The sequence below is a fragment of the Micromonospora sp. GCM10011541 genome (assembly GCF_042650725.1).
Classification (GTDB): Bacteria; Actinomycetota; Actinomycetes; order Mycobacteriales; family Micromonosporaceae; genus Micromonospora; species Micromonospora sicca.
This window is the reverse complement of sequence record NZ_JBHSBP010000092.1, coordinates 60,642-87,198: the sequence shown is the minus strand read 5'-3', so window position 1 is coordinate 87,198 and position 26,557 is coordinate 60,642. Positions and strand designations below refer to the sequence as shown.

Annotated in this window: 20 protein-coding genes; 12 read left to right on the top strand and 8 right to left on the bottom strand. The window is 70.8% G+C overall.

Annotated elements, in window-relative coordinates:
• Positions 1–19: 19 nt before the first annotated feature.
• Positions 20–748, bottom strand: a complete 729-nt coding sequence (locus ACFOYX_RS31545; protein ID WP_336635931.1) for a sulfotransferase — start codon at positions 746–748, stop codon at positions 20–22.
• A gap of 27 nt (positions 749–775) precedes the next feature.
• Between ACFOYX_RS31545 and ACFOYX_RS31540 the strand changes: the two genes are divergently transcribed.
• The 5 genes from ACFOYX_RS31540 (at position 776) to ACFOYX_RS31520 (ending at position 4,155) form a co-directional block, all read left to right on the top strand.
• Positions 776–925 carry a hypothetical protein gene (locus ACFOYX_RS31540; protein WP_336635929.1) on the top strand — a complete coding sequence of 50 codons (150 nt, stop codon included), beginning with the start codon at positions 776–778 and terminating at the stop codon, positions 923–925.
• Between the two features lie 400 nt (positions 926–1,325).
• Positions 1,326–1,964, top strand: a complete 639-nt coding sequence (locus ACFOYX_RS31535; RefSeq protein WP_322441083.1) for a class I SAM-dependent methyltransferase — start codon at positions 1,326–1,328, stop codon at positions 1,962–1,964.
• A gap of 396 nt (positions 1,965–2,360) precedes the next feature.
• Positions 2,361–2,735, top strand: a complete 375-nt coding sequence (locus ACFOYX_RS31530) for a YciI family protein (protein ID WP_109800002.1) — start codon at positions 2,361–2,363, stop codon at positions 2,733–2,735.
• A gap of 110 nt (positions 2,736–2,845) precedes the next feature.
• On the top strand, positions 2,846–3,013 hold the full coding sequence (locus ACFOYX_RS31525; protein ID WP_322441084.1) for a hypothetical protein: 168 nt from the start codon (positions 2,846–2,848) through the stop codon (positions 3,011–3,013).
• Between the two features lie 338 nt (positions 3,014–3,351).
• A complete protein-coding gene (locus tag ACFOYX_RS31520) occupies positions 3,352–4,155 on the top strand; it encodes an HAD family phosphatase (protein WP_109800007.1) in 804 nt (267 codons plus the stop codon).
• A 183-nt stretch (positions 4,156–4,338) separates the two neighbouring features.
• Here ACFOYX_RS31520 and ACFOYX_RS31515 read toward each other — a convergent pair whose 3' ends face one another.
• Positions 4,339–5,085 (bottom strand): oxidoreductase, encoded by a 747-nt coding sequence (locus tag ACFOYX_RS31515; protein WP_322441085.1) that lies wholly within the window; start codon positions 5,083–5,085, stop codon positions 4,339–4,341.
• A gap of 186 nt (positions 5,086–5,271) precedes the next feature.
• Here ACFOYX_RS31515 and acs point away from each other — a divergent pair, with 186 nt between their 5' ends.
• Positions 5,272–7,233 (top strand): acetate--CoA ligase, encoded by a 1,962-nt coding sequence (acs, locus tag ACFOYX_RS31510; protein WP_322441086.1) that lies wholly within the window; start codon positions 5,272–5,274, stop codon positions 7,231–7,233.
• A 59-nt stretch (positions 7,234–7,292) separates the two neighbouring features.
• On the opposite strand, the gene ACFOYX_RS31505 is transcribed toward acs, so the two are convergent.
• Together ACFOYX_RS31505 and ACFOYX_RS31500 are read right to left on the bottom strand one after the other, a co-directional pair.
• The gene (locus ACFOYX_RS31505; RefSeq protein WP_322441087.1) at positions 7,293–7,928 is read right to left on the bottom strand and encodes a FixH family protein; all 636 of its coding nucleotides are present in this window, start codon (positions 7,926–7,928) and stop codon (positions 7,293–7,295) included.
• Between the two features lie 33 nt (positions 7,929–7,961).
• Positions 7,962–12,551, bottom strand: a complete 4,590-nt coding sequence (locus ACFOYX_RS31500) for a hypothetical protein (RefSeq protein ID WP_322441088.1) — start codon at positions 12,549–12,551, stop codon at positions 7,962–7,964.
• A 441-nt stretch (positions 12,552–12,992) separates the two neighbouring features.
• Here ACFOYX_RS31500 and ACFOYX_RS31495 point away from each other — a divergent pair, with 441 nt between their 5' ends.
• The 5 genes from ACFOYX_RS31495 to ACFOYX_RS31475 all read left to right on the top strand — a co-directional run bounded on the left by ACFOYX_RS31495 (position 12,993) and on the right by ACFOYX_RS31475 (position 20,851).
• Positions 12,993–13,136, top strand: a complete 144-nt coding sequence (locus ACFOYX_RS31495) for a hypothetical protein (protein WP_322441089.1) — start codon at positions 12,993–12,995, stop codon at positions 13,134–13,136.
• 308 nt (positions 13,137–13,444) lie between these two features.
• Positions 13,445–14,317, top strand: a complete 873-nt coding sequence (locus tag ACFOYX_RS31490) for a vanadium-dependent haloperoxidase (RefSeq protein WP_322441090.1) — start codon at positions 13,445–13,447, stop codon at positions 14,315–14,317.
• Between the two features lie 359 nt (positions 14,318–14,676).
• Entirely contained in the window at positions 14,677–16,998 is a 2,322-nt protein-coding gene (locus ACFOYX_RS31485) for an immune inhibitor A domain-containing protein (RefSeq protein ID WP_322441091.1), read from the top strand.
• A 251-nt stretch (positions 16,999–17,249) separates the two neighbouring features.
• On the top strand, positions 17,250–19,748 hold the full coding sequence (locus ACFOYX_RS31480) for an immune inhibitor A domain-containing protein (RefSeq protein WP_322441140.1): 2,499 nt from the start codon (positions 17,250–17,252) through the stop codon (positions 19,746–19,748).
• 170 nt (positions 19,749–19,918) lie between these two features.
• Complete coding sequence (locus ACFOYX_RS31475; protein ID WP_109805454.1) at positions 19,919–20,851, top strand: alpha/beta fold hydrolase; 933 nt, start codon at positions 19,919–19,921, stop codon at positions 20,849–20,851.
• A 1-nt stretch (position 20,852) separates the two neighbouring features.
• Here the strand turns inward: ACFOYX_RS31475 and ACFOYX_RS31470 are convergent, their stop codons facing one another.
• Both ACFOYX_RS31470 and ACFOYX_RS31465 read right to left on the bottom strand, forming a co-directional pair.
• The gene (locus ACFOYX_RS31470) at positions 20,853–21,218 is read right to left on the bottom strand and encodes a hypothetical protein (protein ID WP_322441092.1); all 366 of its coding nucleotides are present in this window, start codon (positions 21,216–21,218) and stop codon (positions 20,853–20,855) included.
• Entirely contained in the window at positions 21,215–24,460 is a 3,246-nt protein-coding gene (locus ACFOYX_RS31465; protein WP_322441093.1) for an SseB family protein, read from the bottom strand. Before ACFOYX_RS31465 ends, ACFOYX_RS31470 begins: the two co-directional genes overlap by 4 nt.
• Before the next feature lie 152 nt (positions 24,461–24,612).
• Here ACFOYX_RS31465 and mycP point away from each other — a divergent pair, with 152 nt between their 5' ends.
• Complete coding sequence (gene mycP, locus ACFOYX_RS31460) at positions 24,613–25,818, top strand: type VII secretion-associated serine protease mycosin (RefSeq protein WP_322441094.1); 1,206 nt, start codon at positions 24,613–24,615, stop codon at positions 25,816–25,818.
• A 54-nt stretch (positions 25,819–25,872) separates the two neighbouring features.
• Here mycP and ACFOYX_RS31455 read toward each other — a convergent pair whose 3' ends face one another.
• Both ACFOYX_RS31455 and ACFOYX_RS31450 read right to left on the bottom strand, forming a co-directional pair.
• On the bottom strand, positions 25,873–26,166 hold the full coding sequence (locus tag ACFOYX_RS31455) for a WXG100 family type VII secretion target (protein WP_322441095.1): 294 nt from the start codon (positions 26,164–26,166) through the stop codon (positions 25,873–25,875).
• 22 nt (positions 26,167–26,188) lie between these two features.
• The gene (locus tag ACFOYX_RS31450) at positions 26,189–26,506 is read right to left on the bottom strand and encodes a WXG100 family type VII secretion target (RefSeq protein WP_322441096.1); all 318 of its coding nucleotides are present in this window, start codon (positions 26,504–26,506) and stop codon (positions 26,189–26,191) included.
• Between the last annotated feature and the right edge of the window lie 51 nt (positions 26,507–26,557).

The following is a 26,557-nucleotide window of genomic DNA, read 5'->3' as shown; positions in this document are numbered from 1 at the left end:
AGGTGGAGAGCCAGAGCCGTCACTCATATCCCATGGCCGGGATGACCTTGCCGAGTGCTTCTTCGATGAACTCGCGGGCTTCGTCGTCGAATTGGTCGTTGCGGTTCGTCAGCTTGTGCGACTGAAACGTTGAAGGGGTGGCGAAGTCGTCGACGTCGAGCCGTTTGAACAGGGCGCGGCGCTGCCCGGGCCAGTCGGCTGCGAGATCTTCTGCTTTCACCTCGATGTATCGCCTGCCCGTCAGGTCGACCGTGTTCTTCCAGGTGAGCCATCGGTGGTAGACCGGCTTGAGGTAGGCGAGCGCGCCGTCGACGGTGGGCGGTGCCCATGGCTGGGCCAGGTGGGATGCGAGCACTGAGACCGGGTGACGCTTGATGTGCACGATGGTCGCTTCGGGGACCAGTTCCCAGAGGAACTCCATGCACAGCAGGTTGAACGGTGTCTTCTCGCACCAGGTCGGCTTGCCCGCGTCGGCGGCTGCTCCGCCGAACATGGTGTCGATCAGGCCCCGCAAGATTCCGAGCAGTTCGCCCCGGTCGCTGAAATACCTGGGTAGTACCCGCCGGCGGCTCAGCGGCTCGAACGGCCCGGCAGGCCGGTCGGCGTTCCCGAAGCCTTCCGCGGGCGCAGGTTCGTCGTATGTGTACGCGATCAACTGCGGCCAGAGCTGTTGCACCGCGTCCCGGTAGCGCCGCTCGCCGACCAGCTCGGGAACGGTTTTGCCGCGATCGTCGCGCCGGCCGGGCACTCGTACGGTGAGGAAGTCGCTCAGCCGGTGCAGGGCGTCCTCACCGACGGTGGGGTCGTATCGATCGGTGAGCGCGTCGGCCAGGTTTCGCAGGCCACCCGGGTCGATGAGAAACCGGGTCTCCATGGGAATCCGATGGATCAGCGGATGTTCGCCGATGATGTCGGCGATCCGTGACGTTCCCGAACGACCCGTACCCGCAACGAAGATCGGTGAGGGGAAAGGCATGGCGAGCAGTCAAACTCTCAGCCCGGCGCCTGTGCAAGCCATTTATCCCCTTCACCCGCTGCTACGGGCCGGACCCGCACCCGCCGCGCCGAGTGCGTGCCGGACGGCCGCCTCCAACAAGCGACCAACGAATTATCGAAGCTTCCCAACGCGCCGCATCCCTCACACACTGATGCACTGATCTCGGCACGACCGGGCGCCGGCGTGATCCGGTTGTCGTGACGCTGCGTAGCGCCCGGTCGGCGGCAGATCCGTGCACGCGATCAGGAGCTGGGGACGAAGTTACGCAGACCGATCATGGTGTCGGCCAGACCGACGCCGCTGGCGAGTCGGGGCTATCGTGCAGCGCATGCGCGTTCCCGGTTGGCTCGACGACACCCGGACGTCCTACGACACGGTGGCGGTCAGCTACGCCGACCTGCTGCGCGACGCCCTCGCCCACGAACCGTTCCAGCGGGGCATCCTCGCGCTCTTCGCCGAACTGGTCCGCGCCGAGGGGAACGGGCCGGTCGCCGACGTCGGCTGCGGCCCCGGCCGCATCACAGCCCACCTGCACAGCATCGGCCTGGACGCGTTCGGCATCGACCTGTCACCCGCGATGATCGACGTGGCCCGGCGGGACCATCCCGGCCTACGCTTTGAGGTCGGCTCCATGACGTGCCTCGAACTGGCCGACGATTGCCTGACCGGCCTGCTCGCCTGGTTCTCCCTGATCCACGTCCCCGACGACGAGGTACCGACGGTCCTTGCCGAGTTCCACCGGGTGCTGCGGCCCGGCGCGATCATGCTGCTCGGGTTCTACGCCGGCGACGGCAGTCGGCTCAAGACGGAGGGCTACGGCGGACACCCGATGAACGTCTACGTGCACCGCCGCCCACCGGATCGGGTCGCGGCCTGGCTGCACGCCGCTGGCTTCACCGTCGAGGCCGAGATGATGCACCGCCCAGCCCCGAACATCGAGGGCGGGTTCATCTTCGCCCACCGGTGAGATGGGCGGAGGCATCCGCAACCGCGGCCCGAGACGCGCCGGACGCCTACCCTCGCGAAGGGGCTTGTCCAGTCCGGGCCTCGGTGTCAGATGCTCAAGCCGGAGCGTTGTCCCGATATGTTCCAGTGCGCTTCCCAGCACGACCCCGCTGGCCGCAGCCGCTCCTCCGTCGCGTGCCGTAACGCCCGACCGGCGGAAGATAAGTGCGATGGGACTACTCGTAGCCGGTGGCAGCGGCGATGATCTCCGCGAACAGGGGCGACATGACGCCCGCAGGCGCCGAGCGGCGGGGGCCCCGTGAAAGTTCTTCCGGCATAGCGTCGGATCCGGGGCGGGTCGATCGTAGAACAGGTGAGAGGCGGCCGGACGAGGCCGCCGGGACAAGGGAGTCATGGGATGACCCGGTACTTGATCTCGTTCAATGACGGCGCGATGGACCACATCCCCGACGAGGAGTGGGCCGACGTGGGCAAGGCCTCGCACGCGGTGGTCCAGGAGGCCGTGAATGCTGGCGTGTGGGTGTTCGGCGCCGGACTCGAACGCCAGAGGGCGAGCGTCGTGGCCACGGACGGGACGGTCACCGACGGCCCCTACCCGGAGACCAAGGAGGTCATTGGCGGGTTCTCGGTCGTCGACGTGGCCTCACGCGAGGAGGCGCTGGCGTGGGCTGCCAAGATCGCCGTTGGTTGCCGCTGCGCGCAAGAGGTCCGGGAGCTCATGCCCGACCCCGAACAAGACGCGATGCTCCGCCAGGCTGACAGGCGAGGGTGACATCCCGACGACCCGGGGATCGGGCGTGGGGCGAAGCCCGGTCCCCGGGCCTGGTCGGTCCCAGCAACCAATGATCACCCCGTGTACCGATCAACCTGGTTCAGCGGGTCATGGGCCACGAGCAGGCGTCCACGACGCTCAATCGTTATACGCAAACCCCGGACGACTACGCGGCTCGCGTTCTCGCTGCTTTCGACGGCTCTGCTGCCTCTCTGCTGCCTTTCGCGGAAGAAGCCACGCCGGACAGCGTCCTGGACGAGGACGAGGAGGGCCTGTGACCTGCGGCGGAGCATTTCTGGCAGAAAGGGACGACCCCCGTCGGGGGGAGACGGGGGTCGTCGGAGGTTCGGCTCCGGGGGGGTCGAGCCGAACCCACTCAGCGGTCACGGGGGGTGCAACCGCCGAGGGCTTCCGGGGGACGAGACGTGAGCTCTCGTCGCGCACAAGCATGCCGCAATGGACCGGTATACGTCGAGTGGTCTGCGCTCCACCCACTGCCAATTCGTGTTCGGAGAGTGTGACCGTCGTCACTCTCGGCCGCGGCGGGAGCGTCCGGGCCGGCCCGGAGACCCCGCGCACCAGCCGACCGGGCACCATCGGGCTAGACTTTCGCGCCGTGGGCCGAAGTGCCGCTTTCTTCGATCTGGACAAGACCGTCATCGCCAAGTCGAGCGCCCTGGCGTTCGGTCGGCCGTTCTACCGGGACGGTCTGATCACCCGGCGAGACGTGGTCAAGTCGGCGTACGCGCAGCTGATGTTCCGGCTGGGCGGCACCGACGAGCAGACCATGGCCCGGACCCGGGACTACCTGGCCACGCTCTGCAAGGGCTGGCAGGTGGAACAGGTCCGCCAGATCGTCGCGGAGACGCTCCACGAGCTGATCAACCCGTACGTGTACGCCGAGGCGGCCGCCCTCATCGAGGAGCACCAGGCCGCCGGGCGGGACGTGGTGCTCGTCTCCGCCTCCGGCGAGGAGATGGTCCGCCCGATCGGCGCGCTGCTCGGGGTGACCGACGTGATCGCCACCCGGATGGCGGTCGAGGACGGCCGGTACAGCGGCAAGGTCGAGTTCTACGCGGCGGGCCCGAGCAAGGTCGACGCGGTCGGCGAGCTGGCCACCGCGCGCGGCTACGACCTGGCCGACTCGTACGCCTACTCCGACTCGTACAGCGATCGGCCGCTCCTGGAGTGCGTCGGGCATCCCACCGTCGTCAACCCCGACCGGGCACTGCGCAGGCTGGCGGTGGAGAATTCCTGGCCGGTGCTGGAGTTCCGGCACCCCGTCCCGCTGGGCCGGCGGCTGCGCGAGCGGCCCGCCGTGCCGGTTGCCGCGGCGGCCCTCGGCGTCGGCGTCGGGGTGGCCATCGGCATCGCCTGGTACGGCCGGCACCGCCGCGCCAAGATCGCCCCGGTCGCCTGACCACCCCGCTCTCAAGACGCCGCCCCGACCGCACGGCATCGCCCCGCCCTCAAGACGCCGCCCGCCCGGCCGTTCGGCCTGGCCGGGGATCGGCGCCGTTTCCCGCATGTCGCTGCCTCCCGGTCGCCCGGGGCATCCACCTGCGGCAAGTCGCGGAAACAGCGGCAGCGAGCGGCCGGCGGATCAGGACGCGGCGAGGACCTCGTCGCCGATGAGTTCGATCTGGTCCGCGCCGATTTCGACCGCCGTCATGTAGTGGCGGAGCCAGGAGCGGAGGCCGTCCGGGGTGCCGGTGGCGAAGGCGCCGGCCGCGCCGACGTACTCCGGTTCCCGCTCCTGGTGGCCGACGTCCACGGCGACCAGCCCGCGCGGGTCGAAGCCGGTGGAGAGCAGCACCAGCCGGGCGGCGGCCCGGGCCACCACCCCGGACGGCCCGGCGAAGGGGCGCAGGTTCAGCAGTTCGCCGTGCACCACGGCGGCCAGCACCAGCGGGGAGACCTTCGTGCCGCCGGCGACCAGGTCGGCCAGCCCGTCGAGGCGCGCCGCGACCACCGGGTCTGCCACCGGGCGGCCCAGCTCGGGCTCCGCCACGACGTCACGGGCGGCGAGGACGTGCAGTTTGGCGAGGACCTGGCGCGGCGCCTTCGGCCAGAGTTCGCTGAGTCCCGGGAGCGCCCCGGCGACCCGCAGCGCGCCCTGGAGCACGGCGTCGGTGACGGTGCCGGCCCGGACCGCCTCGCGCTCGTGCGTACGACCCTCGAGTGCGGCGCTGGCCACCGCGGACCGGAGGCTGACCTCGGCCGCGACCTGGCCGCCGTGCCGGCGCAGCGCGCGGTGGCGGTGTGCCTGGTCGACCCGGTCGCGGGCGCGCTCGACGGCGGGCGCGATGTCGGCGAGCCCGAGCAGCGGGGCGAGCGGATCGGTGGTCACCCCGCCACGTTAGCGAGCCCGCCCATCCCGCCGGGCGCCACCCGGACGGAAGGCGACCGGGGCCACCCGGCGCGCAACGGGGGCCGCTGGGCGCGTCGGCGGTCACCAGGCTGTCGCGGGCGCGCCGCGGCACGACTAACCTCAGCCGGGTAGGAGACGCAGGTCACGCGACGAAGGAGTCACCGCATGAGCGAGGCATTGGCCAACTTGTTGAACGAGACGCGCCAGTTCCCGCCGCCGGCCGAGCTCGCCGCGAACGCCAACGTCACCGCCGAGGTGTACACCGAGGCGGCCGAGGACCGGCTCGGCTTCTGGGCGCGCCAGGCCGGGCGGCTGGCCTGGTCGAAGCAGTGGGACCAGGTGCTCGACTGGTCGAACCCGCCGTTCGCGAAGTGGTTCGTCGGCGGGCAGCTCAACGTGGCGTACAACTGCCTGGACCGGCACGTGGAGGCGGGCCGGGGCGACAAGGTGGCGATCCACTGGGAGGGCGAGCCGGGTGACACCCGCACCCTCACGTACGCCGACCTGCACAGGCTGACCTGCCAGGCGGCGAACGCGCTGACCGACCTCGGCGTCACCGCCGGCGACCGGGTGGCGATCTACCTGCCGATGGTCCCGGAGGCGGCGGTCGCGATGCTGGCCTGCGCCCGGATCGGCGCGACGCACAGCGTGGTCTTCGGTGGCTTCTCCGCGGACGCGCTGACCAACCGGATCCAGGACGCCACCGCCAAGGTGGTGATCACCGCCGACGGCGGCTACCGGCGGGGTAAGCCGTCGGCGCTGAAGCCGACAGTGGACGAGGCGGTGGCGAACTGCCCGTCGGTGGAGCACGTGCTGGTGGTCCGGCGCACCGGTGAGGAGGTCGCCTGGTCGGCGAAGGACCACTGGTGGCACGAGACGGTGGAGACCGCCGCGCCGGAGCACACCGCGCAGCCGTTCGACGCCGAGCACCCGCTCTTCATCCTCTACACCAGCGGCACCACGGCCCGCCCGAAGGGCATCCTGCACACCACCGGCGGCTACCTCACCCAGACGTCGTACACCACGCACGCGGTCTTCGACCTGAAGCCGGAGACGGACGTCTACTGGTGCACCGCCGACATCGGCTGGGTGACCGGGCACTCCTACATCGTGTACGGCCCGCTCTCCAACGGCGCCACCCAGGTCATGTACGAGGGCACCCCGGACACCCCGCACAAGGGCCGGTTCTGGGAGATCGTCGACAAGTACCAGGTGACGATCCTCTACACCGCGCCGACGCTGATCCGCACCATGATGAAGTGGGGCGAGGACATTCCCGCCGGCTACGACCTCTCGTCGCTGCGGCTGCTCGGCAGCGTCGGCGAGCCGATCAACCCGGAGGCGTGGATCTGGTACCGCCAGCACGTCGGCCGGGGTGAGCTGCCGATTGTGGACACCTGGTGGCAGACCGAGACCGGCGCGATCATGATCTCTCCGCTGCCCGGCGTCACCGCGGCCAAGCCGGGCTCGGCGATGACCGCGCTGCCCGGCATCGTCGCCGACGTGGTGGATGACCAGGGCCAGTCGGTGCCGAACGGCGGCGGTGGGTACCTGGTGCTGCGCGAGCCGTGGCCGTCGATGCTGCGCACCATCTGGGGCGACGACAACCGGTTCATCGAGACCTACTGGAGCCGGTTCGAGGGCATGTACTTCGCCGGCGACGGGGCCAAGAAGGACGACGACGGGCACATCTGGCTGCTCGGCCGGGTCGACGACGTGATGCTGGTGTCCGGGCACAACATCTCCACCACCGAGGTGGAGTCGGCCCTGGTCAGCCACCCGTCGGTGGCGGAGGCGGCGGTGGTCGGCGCGACCGACCCGACCACCGGGCAGGCGATCGTCGCGTTCGCCATCCCGCGCGGCAGCACGGAGGTCTCCGGCGAGGCGGGCGAGCAGCTGATCGCCGACCTGCGCAACCACGTGGCGAAGACGCTCGGCCCGATCGCCAAGCCCCGGCAGATCATGCTGGTGCCGGAGCTGCCGAAGACCCGCTCCGGCAAGATCATGCGCCGGCTGCTGCGGGACGTGGCGGAGCACCGGTCGCTGGGCGACGTCACCACGCTCCAGGACTCCTCCGTGATGGAGCTGATCTCCTCGGGCATGCAGGGCGGCAAGGCCGAGGACTGACCCGGTACGGACGACGATGGGCGGGCCCGACGGGGCCCGCCCATCGCCTTGTCATGCCGTCACTTCTTCGGCTGCACCGTGCCGACCTCCAACCGCTGGTTCGCGGTGGAGGCCATCGGCTGCTTCACCTCGACGATGATGTTGTACTCACCCGCCATCGGCACGTTCGTGAGGGCCTGGTAGACGCCCGGCTGCCCGGGCGCCTCGGCCATCACGATCGGACCCGACTTGTGCGCCATCGGCATGGCGACCATGTCGGTGTACGCCACGACCTGCCCCTTGTTGATCGGGTCGTAGCTGGTCGGGGAGCTGACCTTCGCCGAGATCCGCACCTGGAGGTCGCCCAGGTGTTCGCTGTCGATGGAGATCGCCGCCTGCGGCTGCTTCTGCTGGTCGCCCTGGCCGTGCCGCTCGGCCGGGGCCGTCTCCGCGGCCGCTGGGGCGACGCCCCGAGGCCGGGTGACCAGGAAGCCGACCACCCCGACCAGCAGGGCGGCGGTCATCCCGACGCAGATGCCCAGGAGCAGGCCCTGCCGGAACCGGTTCGGTCCCCGCCGGCGCGGCCGGCGCCCCGGCCGGGCCGGTTTCCCGGCCCGGACCGGCTTGCCGACGAACGCCGGACGGCCGAGCATCTCGTCGGAGAGCCGCAGCTTCTCCTTCAGCGCGGTCACCGTCGGCACCGCCCTTGCGTCCACATGTCGTCCTGCATGCTGGTGACTCCTCCTCGCCTACGCCGCCGGGCCGCTGCCGGCGACCGGCCGATCCGGGAGCGCGATCAGGCCCGTCCGACCCGCCCCGTGCACCCGGAAGATGCCCCACTGGCCGCCGGTGAGGTGCCGGGCCAGGGTGCCGGAGCGGTACAGGTAGTCACCCGCCGCTCCGCGTCGCCCACCGGCGCCGCCGTTGGCCGCCGGGTCCAGCACGATCTGGTACGAAACACCCGGGTTGAACTGCCCCTGCGCCGCCGCGAGCTGGGACTGCGAGTCGTTTGGCCCGCGCCGCCACAGGTGGCCGTGCAGTGCGAAACTCGTCGAACGGGGATCACCGACCGCCTGGCCGACGTGGAACACCGTCTTGTCCCCGCCGTAGGCCTGGAACGTCGGGGTCGACGGATCCCCGTGGACGTACGAACTGAAGATGTTGGTGATGTTCTGGTCGTTGGCGTACCGGTGGGCCCAGGGCTCGTTGCTGTAGTTGATGCCGAACTCGCCCTGGTCCTCGGCGTCGTCCGCCTCGTTGCTGGCGGTCAGGGACAGGTCGAAGTTGTCCGGCACCGGCTGGTCGTCGGCGACGTTGCCGTTGGTGTCCTGGCGGAACAGCGCCAGGTCACTGTTCATCAGCACGATGTTCTCCCGGTAGTCCGCGACGTTCGGATTGGAGATCACCGCGCTGACTCCGCTGGCCAGCGGGGCACCCGTGCTCGGGTTGAGGTAGGTGCTGCCCGCCGGCTCGATGATCAGCGCCCCGTACAGGCCGTGCGAGGCGTGGTGCATCGGGTCGGCCATGTCGCGCAGCATCGCCATGCCGGCGGCGGGCACGTACCACCGGTAGGTGACCTGCTCGCCCGGCCCCGCCGTGCGGTCGTAGCCATGGATCGCGCCGACGTTCACCCCGGCGGAGAAGCTCCAGTGGTCGGTCAGCTGGGGCCGCATCGACACCCGGTTGCTCACCGGCAGCGGCAGGAACCCCGGAACATTGACCTCGTCCTTCGGCGGCTGGTCGAGGCAACCCGGGTAGCTGAGCGATCCGGTCCGGTAACCCAACTGCCCCGGCTCCACGCCCTCGAAGCAGCTCGGCACCATCTTGGCCGGGTCGAGCTTGTTCTTCAGCGTGACCTCGACGCAGTCACCCACGTTGGCCCTGATCACCAGAGGCTCGTTCTTGACGGTGTTGTTCGCCCAGTCGGACTCCAGGGCGTACTGCAGGCCGTGGGGATCGTGGTCACCGGCCTTGTTGTAGGTGATGTCCCGGTTGATCGCCACGACGCTGAACGCCTTCACCGGCGCCCCGTCGACGCACGGTGTTCCGGGCGGCGGGGTCCCGGTCGTCGGCTTCTCGTCGATGCAGTTCGCTGCGTTGGCGGTGTTGTCCGGCAACGGGTACAGCAGCGACTTCGGCGCCGGTGGCGGATCATCCGGCCCCGATCCGACGGACGGGCCCCAGTACTGGCACCGCATGACCCGTAGATAGCCCCAGGCGCCGAGGAACATGTCGTCCGAGCCGCCCAGGAAGTAGAGCTCGTCCCGGTCCACCGGCCCGCCGCCCTTACGGCCTTCCGTCTGCGGTTTCACCTGCATCTCGAAGTATTCGAGAATGCCGATGTGCTGGGCGGAGACGATGTTGGAGTTGGGATCCTTGGGCTCGTGCCTCCACCTGCCGTCCAGGTTGATGCCGTGCGACTCCTCCTGGGACAACTGGAATATCCGCCATTTGATCCGATCGCCCTTGAACGCCATGGGCATCGGGGTGTACGGATTCCCGGAGAACTCGTCGGGGGCCGCGAACACCTGCGACGGATCCTTGTCCCGGCGCGCCTCGAACGGCTCCAGCCGGTAGTTGATGCCCATCACGCCCTGGTCGTCGTTGCTGGACGGGAACTTGGCCGGCTGGATCGGCACGCCGTGGGCGGTGACGAACTGGTCGTCGTTGGCGGTGTTCGGATCCGGATCCTTGAACATCGGTACGTGATCCTCGATGAAGAGGGACACGTTGCGGTAGTCGTACCCGTCGGTGACCTTGCCGTTGTAGTCGGTCGTGGCGGCGCACTGCACCGAGACGAAGGTGCCGATCGTGACCACCGCGTTGCTGACCGGATCCCGGAAGGTGCAGCCGGCGTCGTGGATGGTCCCGCCGCCGAAGAGCCCGGCGTCCTGGTGGACGTTGGCGTAGAAGTGGTCGTGGAAGGAGTTCGTGGAGGTGTTCTCGTGCACGAAGTCGCGGTAGGTGATGGTCTGCCCGTTGCCGTCGGCCGCGCCGTCCGCGCCCTGGTCGTAGTTCCAACCGTTGGCGGCCCCGTCCGAGGAGAGCACGTCGAACTGGACCATGTGCTGGTGCAGGCCGACCTCGTTGGTGGTCTGGAGCCGGTCGAAGGCGGTGCCGCCGTAGGTCATGGGCAGCCGGTTGGTCAGGTTGTAGACCACGCAGTCACCCACATTGAGCAAGGGTGAGAAGGGTTCCGGTTTTTTGCCGGCCAGTACCGCGTCCCGCTCCGAGTCGAGCACGTAGACGCGGGACTGCGGATTTCGCCAGTTCACCTTCGGGTTGTAGACCTGGTTGAGCTGAATGGCCGAGATGTTGAAGGTCTTCACCGGCCGCCCGGTCGGACAGGGGTTCTGGAAGAAGCCGCCCGGCACCTGGGCGCCGGTGTCGGCCGCAGCCTTCTCCTTGCTGGTCGGCGGGAAGACACCGCCCGTGCTGCGATCCGACACCCCCAGCGGAGGCTTCGGCGCCTTGTACCCGAAGACACCGGGCACGAAGTGCGGGAAGCCGGTGCGGGTGGCGTCCGGCGATGGCGGCGGGTTGATCGAGCCGCCCGGCTCGTAGTCGAAGTCGGCCAGCGGCTCCAACCGCGGGATGGGCGTGCCGTCCGGGTTCTTCCGGGTACCGTCCTCGAACTTGTCGAGGGTGCGGTTCAAACCCCACATGCCGGTGGCGAAGTGCGGGTAGAGATGGCAGTGGAAGATGATGTCGCCGAAGGTGGCCTGCTTCGTCTTGTGCGAGGAGCCGGCACCGCCCTGGACTACCAGGTCGTAGCTGGTGCCGGGGGAGACGGACTGCACGTCGAGGATGTTGGTCTTGCCGGTGATGTGGTTGGGGCTGCTGATCGCGTCCAGCCCGCCCTCGTTCTCCGGGTCGTACGCCCACCGGTTGACGTGCCAGTGAAAGGTGTGCGTCTCGAATTCGGCCGGGTGCAACAGCCGGACCTGGGTCGGCTCACCCCGGTAGTTCGGGAAGACCAGGTCGCCGCCGCCCGGGTCGCCGTAGATCCACGACGACAGCGAGGTCTCCTCACCGACGCACTCGTTCGCCTGGTAGCCCTGGCCGGCCACGGTGGCCGCCGGGCAGCCGATCTCCTCCCGGTTGAAGGTCGGCTCGGCCCGGTAGTTGAAGGCGAACCACTCGAGCTTGACCGGCACCTCCTCGTGGTACTGGACGATGGCGTCCGCGTCACCGCCGCCCAGGCCGGGCAGGGTGTCCTTGGTCAGGACCGCGGTCTGCGCCGCGCTCGGCTGGACGCACTCGGAGCCGGTCTTGTCCGCCGACCCGCCCCGGCAGAACCGGGTCAGGATGCCCGGTTCCGCCTCCACCTCGTCGTGCATGAAGAGCACGTGCTCGCGGAAGTCCTTGTTGTTCGGCCGCTTGATGATTGCCCGGGTGCCCGACGCGAGCGGCCCACCGGTACGCGAGTGGACCCAGGTCGCGTCACTCGCCTCGACCACGATGGCGCCGAACGCCCCGAACCCGTGCGAGCCGATGAACTTCACCTTGCCGGTGGAGTCCTTCGGCTGGGTCTGCCGGGAGCTGAAGTCGGCGCCGTCCTTGAACTGGTACTCGCCCTCGGCCTGGGCGTGCAGCAGGTAGGTGATGCTGCCACCCGGCGCCGCGGTCGAGTCCGGGTTGTTGCCCACCACGGTGCCGTCGGCGGTCTTGACGTCGTAGTCCAGACCGTCAAAGTGCATGGAGGCGTTCGGCGCCGTGGTCGGATCGAAGTCGATCTTCGGGGCGGAGAGCGCCGGCGCGAACTCCCGGGCACCGAGAGTGGTCGACCCGGCCGCCTTCTTGACCTCACCCGGCAGGGTGTAGATCGCCGAGTCCCGGACCGTGCGGTCCAGGGTCGGTGCGGCCTCGTTCAGCCGGTTGGTGAAGTTGACCGTGACACAGTCACCCTTGTTGACCCGGAGGGTGAGCGGCTCGATCAGGTCGTCGATGTTCGCCTTGTACGGGTCGGCGGCACTGGCGAAGTTCTGCCGGACCGTGGCGATGTTCGAGTCGAGGATGTACATCCTGCCCTCGGGGACGACGTCCCCGAACCGGTTGAGGAAGATCGGCAGGTTGATCAGCGAGACGTCGAAGGTCTTCGTCGGCGCTCCGCTGACGCAGGGATTCCCCGGTGTGCCGGCGGGCGGTGGCAGCGACGCCGCGGTGGCCTGGCTGACCATCCACATGGCGCCGCCGGCGAGGGCGATCCAGAGACCCGCACCCGCGGCCAGGGCGAGCCGGACCGGCCAGGTCGAGCGTCGGCGCGCGCCCACCAGGACGAAGGCGGCGAACGCCAGGATCAGTAGTAGGGGTGTGACATCGGCAGGTGTTGCGACCACATGGCCTCCCCGATATTGGGCCACGGGGAGCCGCGCCCTCGACACCGGGCCGAGGACGGCGGGAACTATCGCGCGGCAGAACCCCCGTGGCCCGCTGCGATGGTCGATCAATCCTCACCGATGCATCTTTCATTTGTCAACGTCGCTATAACTTTCGGTCTCCATCGGGTCACTTTGCGCTCCGCCGTCGGATAGTCGGCGTCCGGTCGAGCCGTCGCGGCCGACCGCGCGTAACAGCACCTGCGCGTGACGGCGCTCGGCTGTCACACGTCGGTCGGTCGGTGGAGCAGGTACGGGCTGAACGGCCAGAGGCGTTGGCTGCCCCTGTCGGACGGCTCCGCTCTCATTTAGGTTGACCCGCACCGGCTCGGTTTCGACGTACGTCTCTGCGACGTGCACCGATCGGTTCTCTCCCTCCCCATGCCCGAGAAACGGAGCGGCATGAACACATCACCGCAATCTGGGTCGCGCCGGCGCCTACTCGTCGCGCTACCCGCCATCGCCCTCGCCGCCGCGTCACTGAATCTGAAGACCGCGAAGGACAACTCGTACGCCACGGTGCACGTCACCTCGGCCACGAACTGATCCCGCGCGACGACCGATGAGGGGCCCGTCGGAGCTTCGGCTTCCGGCGGGCCCCTCGCCCGTTCCGCCCATCCGGATGGCCGGGCGACGGAACCGGACGGCGAGATATTGACAGCGACCGAACTCCGCTGTGACGATCTGAATGCTGTTCGTGACGGTGGCATTTGTGCAGGCGACGGGGCGTTCGCCGACCCGATCCGGCACCGGCGCCGCGGCACCTGCCGCTACCCGGCGGCCACGGGGGACGGGGGACGAGGGTGTTTGCTGGGCTGCTCTCCGACGATGCCGGACGACTGTACGAGCTCCTGGTGGCGGAGACCAGCCCGCCGAGCGGCCCACCCGAGGCGTGCGAGACACCGGCCCTGGCGGAGCTGCTGCGGCACGCGCTGGTGTTCCGGACCCCGACGGGGCGCCTGCGCGCCGTGCCACCGGCCGCCGCCCTCCGCCGCCTGCTGCTCGCCCGGCAGCGGGAGCTGGCCGAGGCGAACCGGGAGCTGGCCGACCGGTACGCCGAGCTGGACCGGCTGGAACGTGACCTGCCCCGGCCGGGGTGGACGCCGGGCATCGGCGAGGTGGAACTGGTGCGCGGCGGCGACGAGATCGTCGGCCGCCTGCACGAGCTGGTGAGTGGGACCCGGCACGACTGCCGGCACGTCCGCGGGCAGCAGCTCGCCGACGGCCCGCCCGGCTGGCCCGCCCAGGTGCGGGGCGGCGCCGCGCGGGTCCGGGTGATCTGCACGCCCGAGACCCTGGCGCGGACGGCGGTCCCGGACCGCCCGGGGACCTGCCGGTTGCTGCCGGTCAGCGCGATCCGGGAGGCCGGCACCGACAACAACGCGGAGACAGCGGCGGAGGCCAGTTGGCAGCCGCTCTCCAACAACGCCGGAGTGCCCTTCTCGCCGAACTTCCCGGCGTACGTCTCCGGTCACGCCACCTTCGGCGGGGCCTGGGCCGGCATCATGCGGCGCTACTTCGGCACGGACAACGTCACCTACACCGCGACCACGGAGGATCCGCACGCGGTCGGCGTCACCCGCACCTTCAGCACCTTCACCGCCGCGGCGGTGGAGAACGCCCGCAGCCGGGTCTACCTCGGCGTGCACTACCAGTGGGACGGGGACAACGGCGTGGCGGCCGGTGACTCGGTCGCCGGACACGTCTACGCCAGCTATCTGCGCTGACCGGGACACACGGCGGGGCCCGGCTGGAGCAGACTGCTCCGGGCGGGCCCCCCGTCTCTTCTTACGCCGCCCGACGTCGAGTCAACTTTTGGTGTGACACTTTTCGACCCCCCAGCGCTCCCCTACGGGGCCTCCATAATTCCGATCACGCTACGTGATCGTGGTCAAAACGTAATGTGCACCGTCGCCAAATCCGTACGCCTTTTGGTCCGGATTTGCCCGCAAAAGATGTGCACCCCCTTTGAATAATTGCCCCGTGACAAGGATGCAGACCCGTGTCATTGTGAGTGACGCATGACATGACAGTGACGGCCTTGGCTGCCTCTGTCATGTAACAGATCCACAAAGGAGGAGGACCTTTGAGGAGACTAGTCACAGCGGGCCTGGCTTCGGCTGCGGCCGCGCTGCTGGCAGCCGGTGTCGTCACGGCACCGGCGTCCGCCGTCCCGGCGGCGGAAGGCACCCCCGGCGTCGACCAGGCCAAGCAGCGCCCGGACAACCTCCCCAATCCCATCGCGGATCAGCAGCGGGAGGTTCGGAAGCAGGCCATCGCCGACCTGCTCCAGGGCAAGGCCAAGCTTCAGACGCGCAACGGCTCGAAGGTCATCCAGGTCAAGGACGACCTGTTCGTCGAGTACCAGCAGGCCCCGAAGGTGGACCCCATCTTCACCATGCTGGTCAACTTCGGCGACCAGGTCCACCCGACGACCGGCGGGACACCCGGCCCGGTGGTCAACCAGATCCCCGAGCCGGACCGCAACTGGGACGGCAATGCCACCGACGACAACAGCACCATGTGGCGCCCGGACTTCCACCGGGAGCACTACATGGACCTGTTCTACGGCGAGGGCGAGTCGTTCCGGGACTTCTATCTGAAGCAGTCGGGCGGACGGTACACCGTTGGCGGCGACGTCAGCGACTGGGTCACCGTGCCGTACAACGAGGCCCGGTACGGCAGCAACAAGATCTCCGACGCCGCCGGTACCTGGCCCTTCATCAAGGACAGCGCCACGTCCTGGTACGAGGCCCAGGTCAAGGCCGGCAAGACGCCGGCGCAGATCAAGGACTACCTCAAGCAGTTCGACATCTGGGACCGGTACGACTTCGACGAGGACGGCAACTTCAACGAGCCCGACGGCTACATCGACCACTTCCAGGCGGTGCACGCCGGTGAGGGCGAGGAGGCCGGCGGCGGTGCCCAGGGCGAGGACGCCATCTGGTCGCACCGCTGGTACGCCTACTTCACCGACAAGGGCAGGACCGGCCCGGCCAGCAACCTCAAGGGTGGTGTGCAGATCGGCGACACCGGCCTCTGGATCGGTGACTACACCACCGAGCCGGAGAACGGTGGGCTGGGCGTCTTCGCCCACGAGTACGGTCACGACCTCGGTCTGCCGGACCTGTACGACACCGCGGGTGGCGACAACGGCGTCGGCTTCTGGAGCCTGATGTCCTCGGGTTCGTGGCTGGGCCACGGCACCGACGACATCGGTTCGACCCCTGGCTACATGGACCCGTGGTCGAAGCTCTTCCTGGGCTGGCTGAACCACACGGTCGTCGACGAGAACAGCGGCGCCACCCAGGTGACGCTCGGCCCGGCCGGCGACAGCGACGGGCCGAAGGCCCAGGCGGTCGTGGTCAACCTGCCCACTCAGACGCAGACGACGAACTACAACACCCCGTTCGCCGGCTCGTACGAGTGGTGGGGCGGCAGCGCGGACGACCTGGAGAGCAGGCTGACCCGCACCCTGGACCTGACCGGCGCGACGACCGCGTCGATCACCTCCAAGCTGCAGTACGACATCGAAGAGGACTACGACTACCTCTTCGCCGAGGTGTCCACCGACGGTGGCGCCAGCTGGAAGGAGCTCACCAACTCCTTGCACGACACCCTCGAGGACGGCAGCATCCAGGCCGGCATCGACGGCTCCAGCAACGGTGCCTGGGTCGACTCGACCTACGACCTGTCCGCGTACGCCGGGCAGACCGTCAAGTTCCGTTACCGCTACGCCACCGACGGCGGCGTGCACTACGCCGGCGCGTTCCTGGACAACATCTCGCTGACCAAGGACGGCGCCGTCGCGTGGACCGACGACGCGGAGACCCTCGCCTCGGAGTGGACCGTGAAGGGTTGGAACCGGATCACCGGCTCGGTGACCGGCATCTACCCCCGCTTCTACATCGCCGAGAACCGGACCTTCTTCGGGTACGACGACACCCTGCGGACCGGTCCGTACAACTACGGGTTCCTCAACACCCGCCCGAACTGGGTGGAGCACCTCTCGAACCAGCCCGGCATGCTGGTCTGGTACGTCAACTACGCGTACGGCGACAACAACACGTCGGCGCACCCGGGCTACGGCCTCAACCTCCCGGTTGACGTCCGTCCGGACAAGATCAACGTCGGCGGCCAGGGCACCATCACCAACCGGCGCAACGGCTACGACGCGGCGTTCAGTCTGTACGCCAAGCAGGCCCAGACCTTCCACCTGAACGGCGTGGCGGTCACGGTCCCGGCGCTCGACCCGCAGCCGATCTTCAGTGACAAGGGCATCGGCAAGTACTGGAACTCGGGCAACCCGTGGAACTCGGTGAAGGTGGCCGGCAGCGGCACCACCATCGAGATCCTGAAGCAGGGCACCACCCCGACCAGCGACATGGTCGTCAAGGTCACCAACTGATCGGGTAGCAAGTCCGGAGGGGCCGGTGGCGGCGACGCCACCGGCCCCTTCCGCGTATCCACCGGCGTAAGGGTGTGACGGGCCGACGCATTCCCAACAAAAAGTTGCTACAAATCGACGAACTTGTCTTCCCACCCGTCACGGGAATGTTTATCTTCACCATTGGTCCCACTCGTGGGACCAATTCGCCGGCCCGTACCCCCGTTGGGCCGGTTCCCTCACACCGGAGGTACCACGTGCGCAAAGTCGCAGTGGGTCTGCTCGGGCTATCGCTGACGGCGACGGGACTGGTGGTTGGCACGACCGCCAGCGCGTCGCCCACGCCCAAGTTGCCGGCGGCCGCTCCGTCGGTCGGCGAGCCCGCCCAGGTCGACCACGATCTGCCCAACCCGCTCGAGGAGAAGCGGCGGGCGCTGCGCCAGGAGGGTCTCAGCGAGGTCCTCTCCGGCAAGGCCAAGGCACAGAAGATCAACGGCAGCACGGTAGTCAAGGTCGGCCGGAGCGCGGCCGGCGCGGCCGGCGCGGTCGGCGCCGACGCGCGCGCCGCTCGCGCCGGCAACGGCCAGAAGGACCAGTACGTCGAGCTGCAGCGCGAGAAGTCGGACCGGATCTTCGTGATCCTGGCCGAGTTCGGCACCGAGCGGCACCCGTCCTACCCGGACAAGGACATCGACCCGGACACCCCCGGGCCGACCCGGTTCGACGGTCCGCTGCACAACCAGATCCCGGCCCCCAACCGGGCCGTGGACAACTCCACCGTCTGGCAGTCGAACTACGGCGCGGAGCACTTCCGCCAGTTGTACTTCGGCAACAAGCCGGGCGACGAGTCGCTGAAGCAGTACTACGAGGCCCAGTCCTCCGGCCGGTACACGGTCGACGGCGAGGTCACCGACTGGGTCAGGGTCAGGTACAACGAGGCCCGCTACGGCCGGTCGAACGACCCGGTTCCGGACCCGGACCCGAACGACCCGCCGAACCCGGACGACGACCCGGCGGTCTGCCAGGACACCACCTGCCCGAACACCTGGGCGCTGGTGCGGGACGCCGCCAACCAGTGGGTCGCCGACCAGGAGGCCAAGGGCCGCACCGACGCCGAGATCGCGGCCGACGTGAAGTCCTTCGACCAGTGGGACCGGTACGACGTCGACGGCGACGGCAACTTCAACGAGCCGGACGGCTACATCGACCACTTCCAGATCGTCCACTCGGGCGGCGACCAGGCCGACGGTGACCCGCTGCAGGGTGAGGACGCCATCTGGAGCCACCGCTGGTACGCGTACGGCACGGACATCGGCGAGACCGGTCCGGCCAACGCGCCCCTCGGCGGCACTGAGATCGGCGACACCGGCATCTGGATCGGCGACTACACGGTGCAGCCGGAGAACGGCGGGCGGAGCGTCTTCTACCACGAGTACGGCCACGACCTGGGCCTGCCGGACGACTACAACACCGGCGCCGCCGGCGACAACAGCCAGGAGCACTGGACCCTGATGGCCCAGAGCCGGGTCAGCGCCAAGAACGACGCCGGCATCGGCGAGCGTGGCGCGGACCTGGGCGCCTGGAACAAGCTGCAGCTCGGCTGGCTGGACTACGAGACCGTGGTCCCGGCCAAGCAGGACCCGCAGACGATCGACCTGGGCCCGGAGGAGTACAACTCCAAGAAGCCCCAGGCCGCGGTGGTGGTGCTCCCGGAGCGGACCTACACCTTCAACAACGGCAAGCCGGCCGAGGGCACCAGGCAGTACTTCTCCGGCAACGACGACAACCTCAACACCACGATGACCCGGACGTTCGACCTCACCGGGAAGTCCAGCGCGTCGCTGTCGATGAAGGCCCGCTACAACATCGAGAACAACTACGACTACATGTACTTCGAGGCCTCGCTGGACGGCGGCAAGAGCTGGACGGCCCTGCCGTTCGAGATCAACGGCACGCCGACCACCAGCAACGGCCGCAACGCCCTCACCGGTGACAGCGACACCAACGGTGACGACGAGCCGGACTGGGTCGACCTCACCGTCCCGATGGACGTGGCCGCGGGCAAGGTCGTGCAGTTCCGCTACCACTACATCACCGACGGCGGCGTGTCGGCCGGCGGGTTCTACGGTGACGCGATCACCGTGACCGCCGACGGGCAGACCGTCCTCTCCGACGGCGCCGAGGCCGGCGCGGGCGACTGGGCCCTCAACGGCTTCAGCATCGTCGAGGAGACCTACACCCGCGACTTCGCCAACTACTACATCGCGGGCAACCGGTCGTACGTCTCGTACGACCAGTACCTGAAGACCGGTCCGTACTACTTCGGCTACGCCAACACCCGGCCGGACTACGTCGACCACTACGCGTACCAGACGGGTCTGCTGATCACGTACTGGAACCTCCGGTACGCGGACAACAACACCATGCCGTACGACAAGAAGCTCAACCCCGGCGGTCACCCGGGTGAGGGTCGGAACCTGAACATCGACTCCCGCCCGAAGCCGCTGTACAACCTGACCGGCAACCCCTGGCGGGCCCGCGTGCAGATCTACGACGCGCCGTTCAGCCTCAAGAAGGCCGACTCGTTCACCCTCCACGTGAACAGCGAGCCGCAGCACATCCGCGGCCAGGCCGCTGCCCCGCTGTTCGACGACAGCAAGCAGTACTGGTACCCGGAGCTGCCGAACCACGGCGTGAAGGTCCCGGTCAACGGGGTCAAGATCCAGGTTCTCAAGCAGAACGGCACCTCGATGCGGATCCGCATCTCCTGATCGAGGTTCCACCAGCACCACACGATGCCCGGGCGGGTCACCGCCCGGGCATCGCCCGTTCCGATGCGGATCGTCACCGCCTGACGCCACCGCCGGCCCGTAACGGGTGCCCGGCCGCTGACCGACGGGTCGGGCCGGCCCCGCGATGCCGGGACCCTAGGCTGTGGCACATGACCGAGCAGCGTGGCGGACCCGTCGACGAGTCCTGCGTCCTGCCCGAGGGGCCGTGGACGCACCGGTTCGTCGGCGCCAACGGCAGCCGCTTCCACGTCGTCGAGGCCGGCACCGGCCCGATGGTGCTCTTCCTGCACGGCTTCCCCGAGTACTGGCTGGCCTGGCGGGACCTGCTGCCCGCCGTGGCCGACGCGGGGTTCCGGGCGGTCGCGGTCGACCTGCGCGGTTACGGTGCGAGCGACAAGCCACCCCGGGGGTACGACGGGTACACCCTCGCCGCCGACGTGGCCGGGCTGATCCGGGCGCTGGGCGAGCGGTCGGCGACCCTGGTCGGTGCCGGGGCCGGCGGCCTGATCGGCTGGACGGCCGCCTCGTTCCACCCCACCCTGATCCGACGGCTGGTGGTGCTCGCCGCCCCGCACCCGCTCCGGCTGCGCGCCGCGATCTTCGCCGACCCGCGCGGCCAGTTCGCCGCCGCCACCCCGGCGCTGAAATTCCAGCTCCCCCGCTACGAACACGTGCTCACCCGGGACGACGCCGCCGAGGTCGAGACGATACTGCGCCGCTGGGGCGGGCCACAGTGGGTGGCCGGCCCGGACTTCGAGGCGTACGCCCGGTGCTGCCGCGAGGCGATGCAGATCCCGCAGGCCGCCTTCTGCGCGCTGGAGGGCTACCGCTGGGCGTTCCGGTCGGTGCTCCGGCTGCACGGCTACCGGTTCGTCCGGCTGATGCAGAAGCCGCTGGTCACGCCGACCCTGCAACTGCACGGCGCGCTCGACACCGCCTCCCTGCCGCGCACCGCGCAGGGCTCCGGCCGGTACGTCACCGCCCCGTACGAGTGGCGGCTGCTCGACGGGGTCGGCCACTTCCCGCACATGGAGGCGAAGGACCTGGTGCTCGGCGAGATCCTGCGCTGGACGAAGTCCTGACTCAGACCCGCTGCTCGCGCAGGTCGGTCACCTCGTTCGCCGGCGCCCAGCCCTGGTAGACGCCGAAGTCGAAGGCCTCCAGCCCCATCGCCTGGGCCACCGGCCAGCGTCCGCCGGTGTACTCCACCCGCAGCCAGCCGTCGTGCTGGGCCAGCACGATGAACGGCTGCCCCTGCCAGGTGCAGGTGGTCCGCACGTACGCCAGGTCGTCGACCTCGGCGGCCGGCACCACCCGGCGGTACCGGCCGGGGCGTACCTCCTCGAAGCCCTCACCCGGTTCCGGCTGGTAGAGCCGGACGTCGTCGCCGTCCGGGCTGGCCTGGTACTCGCGGCCCTGCCAGCGGGCCACGTAGCCGTCGCGGCTCACGGCTCACCGACCCGTCGCCACAGCAGCGCGTCGGCGTCCAGGGTGGCGACCACCCGCTCGGTGCCGTCCACGGCGATCCGCCAGAGCTGCGCGCCGTGCGGCAGGCGCGCGCTGTCCACCTTGAACTCCGCGACCACGTCGCTGCTCTCCCCCGGGGCGAACCCGTTGCCCCGGAACGGCGCACGTTCGATCACCCAGCCCTCCATCGCCCGCATCGCGGGCTCGTTCTGGCCGCCGTACGGGATGCGGTAGAGGCTCGGCCGGTACGCCGGCCAGCGGAGCACGTAGATCTCCTCGGCGTCCCGGGAGAACGGCGAGCCCGGGTGGCCGAGACCGAGCGCGTCGTACAGCTGCGCCGGGGTGGTCAGGTGGGCCAGCTCGTTGGCCCGGTGCACGAAGCCGGAGACCCGGTCGTAGCCCCGCTCCAGGTAGTAGGCGAGCTGGCTCGCGGCGACCGCCTTCTGCATGGTCACCGGGCGGGTGGGGTCGTGCGCCACCGGGGCGTACCGGGTCGGGGTGACCGGCGCCGGCTCGACGGCGGCCTGCTCCGGCTCGCTGTCCGGGTCGTCGCCGAGCCCCACCTCGGCGGCCCAGTTGGCCAGCCCGAGGACCTGCTCGCCCGGGTACTTCGCCCCGACCGGGGTCCCGGGGTTGACCGCGAACGACCAGCTCTCGTCGGGCCACCTGCGGATGAGCTGGACGAACTTGACCCGTACCGTCTCGACCGGCCCGTCGGCCCGGTCCGCCAGCCGCTCCGGCGAGGTGTAGACCACCACGTACGTCTCGCCGTCCAGCTCCTCGGTCCGCCAGACGAAGCCCGGGTCCCCCGGCCGGCTGCCCGGTGCCGAGTCCGGCGCGGCGGGCAGCAGCACCCGGGCCAGCAGCAAGGTGGAGAGGAACGTGTCCGTGCTGCCGCTGCCGGCGGCCGCGAGCAGGTCCTCCTCGACGACGTTCGCCGGCACGAAATCGACCGGCGCCGGCTCCTCGGGGCGGGGCGTGCCGGCCGCGCGACCGGCCCCGGTCGCCGACTCGGCCGGTGCCCTGCTGGGGGCGGCGGGCGGCGTGCTCGACCCCGCCGGCGGGGTGGCCGGCTGCGCCGGCGGCATGGTCGTCCCGGCCGGCGAGGTGCCGGGCGCGGGCAGCGGCCCGGTGGGCTCGGCCGGGGACGTGGTCGCCTCAGCCGGCGGCACGGCGGACGCTGCCGGCGGCGTGACCGGTGCGAACAGCGACGTCGGCTCGGCCGGCGGGGCCGGCGCGAACAGCGGTTCGGCCGGCGGCACGGCCGGCGCGGCCGGCGCGAACAGCGGTGCCGCCGGCTGGGTCGGCGTGGTGGGCTCGAACAGCGGTGCCGCCGGCTGGGTCGGCGTGATGGGCTCGAACAGCGGCGCAGCCGGCTGGGTCGGCGGCACGGCGGTCCCGCGCGGCGTGCCGGGTTCGAACAGCGGTGCGGTCGGTTCGGTCGGGGGCGTGGCCGGTTCGGTGCGCGGTTCCACGGCGAACGAAACGGTGGGATCGGCGGCGCCCGCCCAGGGCGCTCCCGACCGGTCCGCGTCGGCGGAGGTCGCCGCCGATCCGGCGGCGGGAGCGGTGGGCACCTCGTACGGTTCCGGTCGGATGGGCTCCGCCGGCTCCGTCCCGGCCGGACGGTCGTCGGCCCACCCCGCCGGATGATCGCCCGCCGGCTCGGTGAGGTCGCGGGACTCGATGACGGTGCCCTCGATGACGATCGGCGAGAAGGTCCGCCGGGGCGCGGGCGGGCCCGACACCGGCTCGGCGATCAACGGGGGCAATTCCTCCGCCTCGGCTGGGGCGACGAACGGCGGGGCGGTCGGTCCGGCGGGAGCGAGGATCGGCTGGGTCTCCTCGTCCGCCCCGGGCCCCCCGGCGGGCGTCGGACGACGACGGGGCAGGGCCTGGGCGACGTCACCGCCGGCGGCCGGGTCGGCGGGGCGGAACGCCGCGGGCGACTCGGCCGCAGGCGACTCGGGCCGCGCACGCGGAAGCCCCCGCGCCGGCTCGGCGGGGCTGTCCACCCGGAAGGCGCGGCTGGCCTCCTCCGGCACCGGTTCGCCCAGCGGCCGACGACGCGGGAACGGCTGGCCGCCCCGACCGAGGCGGGACGGCGGCACGGCCCGGTCACCGGTGCGGTGCGGCGCGTCCAGCGGTGACGACCGCCGGGACAACCGCCCGGACGCGGGCTCGAAGAACGACCGGGTGGGCATGACCTCCCCGTCGCCCCGCCCGCCGTTCGCGGGCCCCGCCCCGGGCTGCCCCGAGGTCGAGCCGGAGGTCCGGCCGGAGCCGAACGGGTCCTGGTCGTCAGGGCGGCGGAGGTCGTCGAGCCAGCCGGAGAGGCCCTCGGCGCCGTTCTCCGGCCGCGCCGCCGGTCCGGGCCGGGCACGGCCGGAACGGTCGAGCGGTCCAGTCGGCTCGGTGCCGCTCCAGCCGACGGGTGCGCCCGCCCCGGACCGGTCGCCGGAGCCTCGGTCACCGGTGCCGGTCGCGGACCGGGCCGGCTCGCCGCCGGTCGGCCCGGACCGGACGGGCGAGGTCGGGTGGGCGGAGGCGGCTCGGGCGTCCGGCGCCTCCGGCCGGCGGGCCGCCGGGGGAACGCCGCGCGCGGTGGCCGGCGGCGGAACCCGGGGCCGGGCCGGCGCGGTCGGGATCGGCACGGTCGACGGCTCCGGCGCCGCGGGCGGCGGCGCCGACGCGGACCCGCCGAAGGCCGGGGAGACCGGCTCGCCGGGGGCCGGGGAGACCGGGGCGTCCCGGCCGGGCACGGTGGCGCTGGCCCGGGCGCGGGCGGCCGTCTCGGCGCGTTCGAGGCGGGCCCGGGCGCCCATGGTCCGCCCGGGCAGCCGGACGTCCCCCCGGGAGAGTTGCGCGACGAACCACGCGGGCAGGTAGCCCTCGATCGGCAGCCCGGGATTGACCGCCAGCCACCACTCGTGGTTCGGCCAGTCCGCCGCCAGGTCGGCGTACGGGACGCGCCGGCTGGTGCCCGCGTTCTCACCCAGACTGGCCCGCAATGCGGTGATCGACGTGAATGCCAGGACGTGCGTCCGGTCGCCGGTGGTCCAGGTCCCCCACCCCATCGGCGCCTGCCCGGCGAGCGCCTCCGCGGAGACCGGCAACAGCAGCTCGACGCGGGTCAGGATGCGGAAATAAAGCTCCTGGTCCTGGGCACGCAGCGCGTCCCGCATCGCCACCTCGGCCTCGGTAGCCGGTTCCCATCCGGTCACGGCCACCTCTCCTCCCGCGAACAGGCCATAGGTATCGCGTACAACCTACAAGGTAGTAACAAGATCAGGATTGCTGGCCGTCGTCGGCCCACCGGCCCGCAGCGGAGGCGCTAACATCGCGTTCCGGAGTCGCCACGATACGGAGGCGGTCGATGTCCCGGCCCACCGCGCGCCCGGCCCTGACCACCCTGGCGGCGGTCGTCGCCGCCGTCCTGCCGGCCGCGCCGGCCACCGCCCGGGCCGCGCCGGCCTGTTCCGCGGCGCCCGCGCCGGTCCGCCCGGTGGCCGAGCAGCCGTGGCCCCAGCAACGGTACGCCCCGGACCGGCTCACCCCGTTGGCCACCGGCGCCGGGGTGGTCGTCGCGGTGGTCGACTCGGGGGTGGATCGGCGGCACCCGCAGCTGGCCGGTCGAGTGCTCGACGGCGCCGACTTCCTCGACCCGGGCGGCGACGGCACCCGGGACTGTGCCGGCCACGGCACCGGAGTGGCGAGCATCGTCGCGGCGGCGCCCCGCCCGGGCGTGGCGTTCCGCGGGCTGGCCCCGGGCGTCCGCATCCTGCCGGTGCGGGTCAGCGAGCAGCAGGTGGTCGACGGGCGGGAGTCGGGGCGTACGGTCGGCGCGGCCGACTTCGCCCGGTCGATCCGTTGGGCGGTCGACCACGACGCCGACGTGCTCAACCTCTCCGTCGTGCTGTACGCGGACGACCCCGCGGTCCGCTCGGCGATCGCGTACGCGGTGCGACGGAACGTGGTCGTGGTGGCCGCCGCGGGCAACCTCCACGACAGCGGGGACCCCCGCCCCTACCCCGCCGGGTACGACGGGGTGCTCGGGGTGGGCGCGATCGGCGCGGACGGCCAGCGGTCACCCTTCTCGCAGACCGGCCCGTACGTCGACCTGGTTGCGCCCGGCGGTGACGTGCTGATGGCCGCCCCCGGGCAGGGGCACCACCGGGCGGAGGGGACGAGCTACGCGGCGCCGTTCGTGGCGGCCACCGCGGCGCTGCTTCGGCAGTACCGCCCGGAGCTGACCGCGACGGAGGTGGCCGAGCGGATCGTCGACAGCGCCGACCCGGCCCCGGGACGCGGCGACGGCTACGGCGCCGGGGTGCTGAATCCGTACCGCGCGGTCACCGAGACACCCGGACCGGTGGTGGACCGGCCCGCCCGGGCGGTGGCACTCCCGATGGACGGCGCCGACCCGGCCGCGGCGGCGCACCGGGCCCGGCGGGCGGTGGCGCGGCACCGGGCGCTGCTGGTGGCCGGCGTGGTCGGGGCGACCACGACCGCGGTGGTGCTGCTGGCCGTGGTGCTGCCCCGGGGCACCCGCCGCCGCTGGCGCCCGGCCGACCCGACCTGACCCGGGGCGGCGGCGGAGCCGGGCGGGCTGCCCGACGCCGCCGCCGCGCGGCGGTCACTGGAACAGGTTGACGTTCCGCTTCTCCGTGTCGAGGTAGTCGGCGGCGGAGTCGTCCACCGCCAGCTTGATGTCGCGCAGCATCGCCTGCAGGTCCTGCGAGGCGGACCGCCACCTCGCCTGCCGCTGCTCGTACGCCTCCCGGGCCTCACCGGTCCAGCTCCCCACTAGCGGCGCGGCGTCCCGTTCGAGCTGCCCGAGCTGGCTGTCCAGCGTGTTCAGCGCCTTCTGGATGTCCGCGCCGGCCTGTTGCAACGCGGCGAAGTTGACGACCAGCACACCGTGGTCCATCGGATCTCCCCTTCCGGTGAGGTCAGAGCGGCAACTGGATGCCGCGGTTGGTGCCGGCGACCCGGCTGGCGGCCTCGGTGTCCGAGACGTGGTACTGCTGGCCGGCGGTGCGGATCGCGGCGGCGGTCTCTCGCAGGGCCCGCTGCAGCGCGGCCTGGTCCTGCGACCACTGCTGCTTGACCTGCTCGAACGAGCGCCCGCCGGCGCCCCGCCAGGCCTGCTGCAACACCTCAAGCTCGGCCATCAGGCCGCTCAGCATGGTCTGCAGGGACTGGTCCACCTGCTCGAACTTCGCGGCGGTCTGCTGCATCACCGCGGCTTCTGCCTGGGTCTGGGACACCCGGACGTCACCTCGTCTCCTCGATCGTGGCTGGTCGCGGGAACGACCACC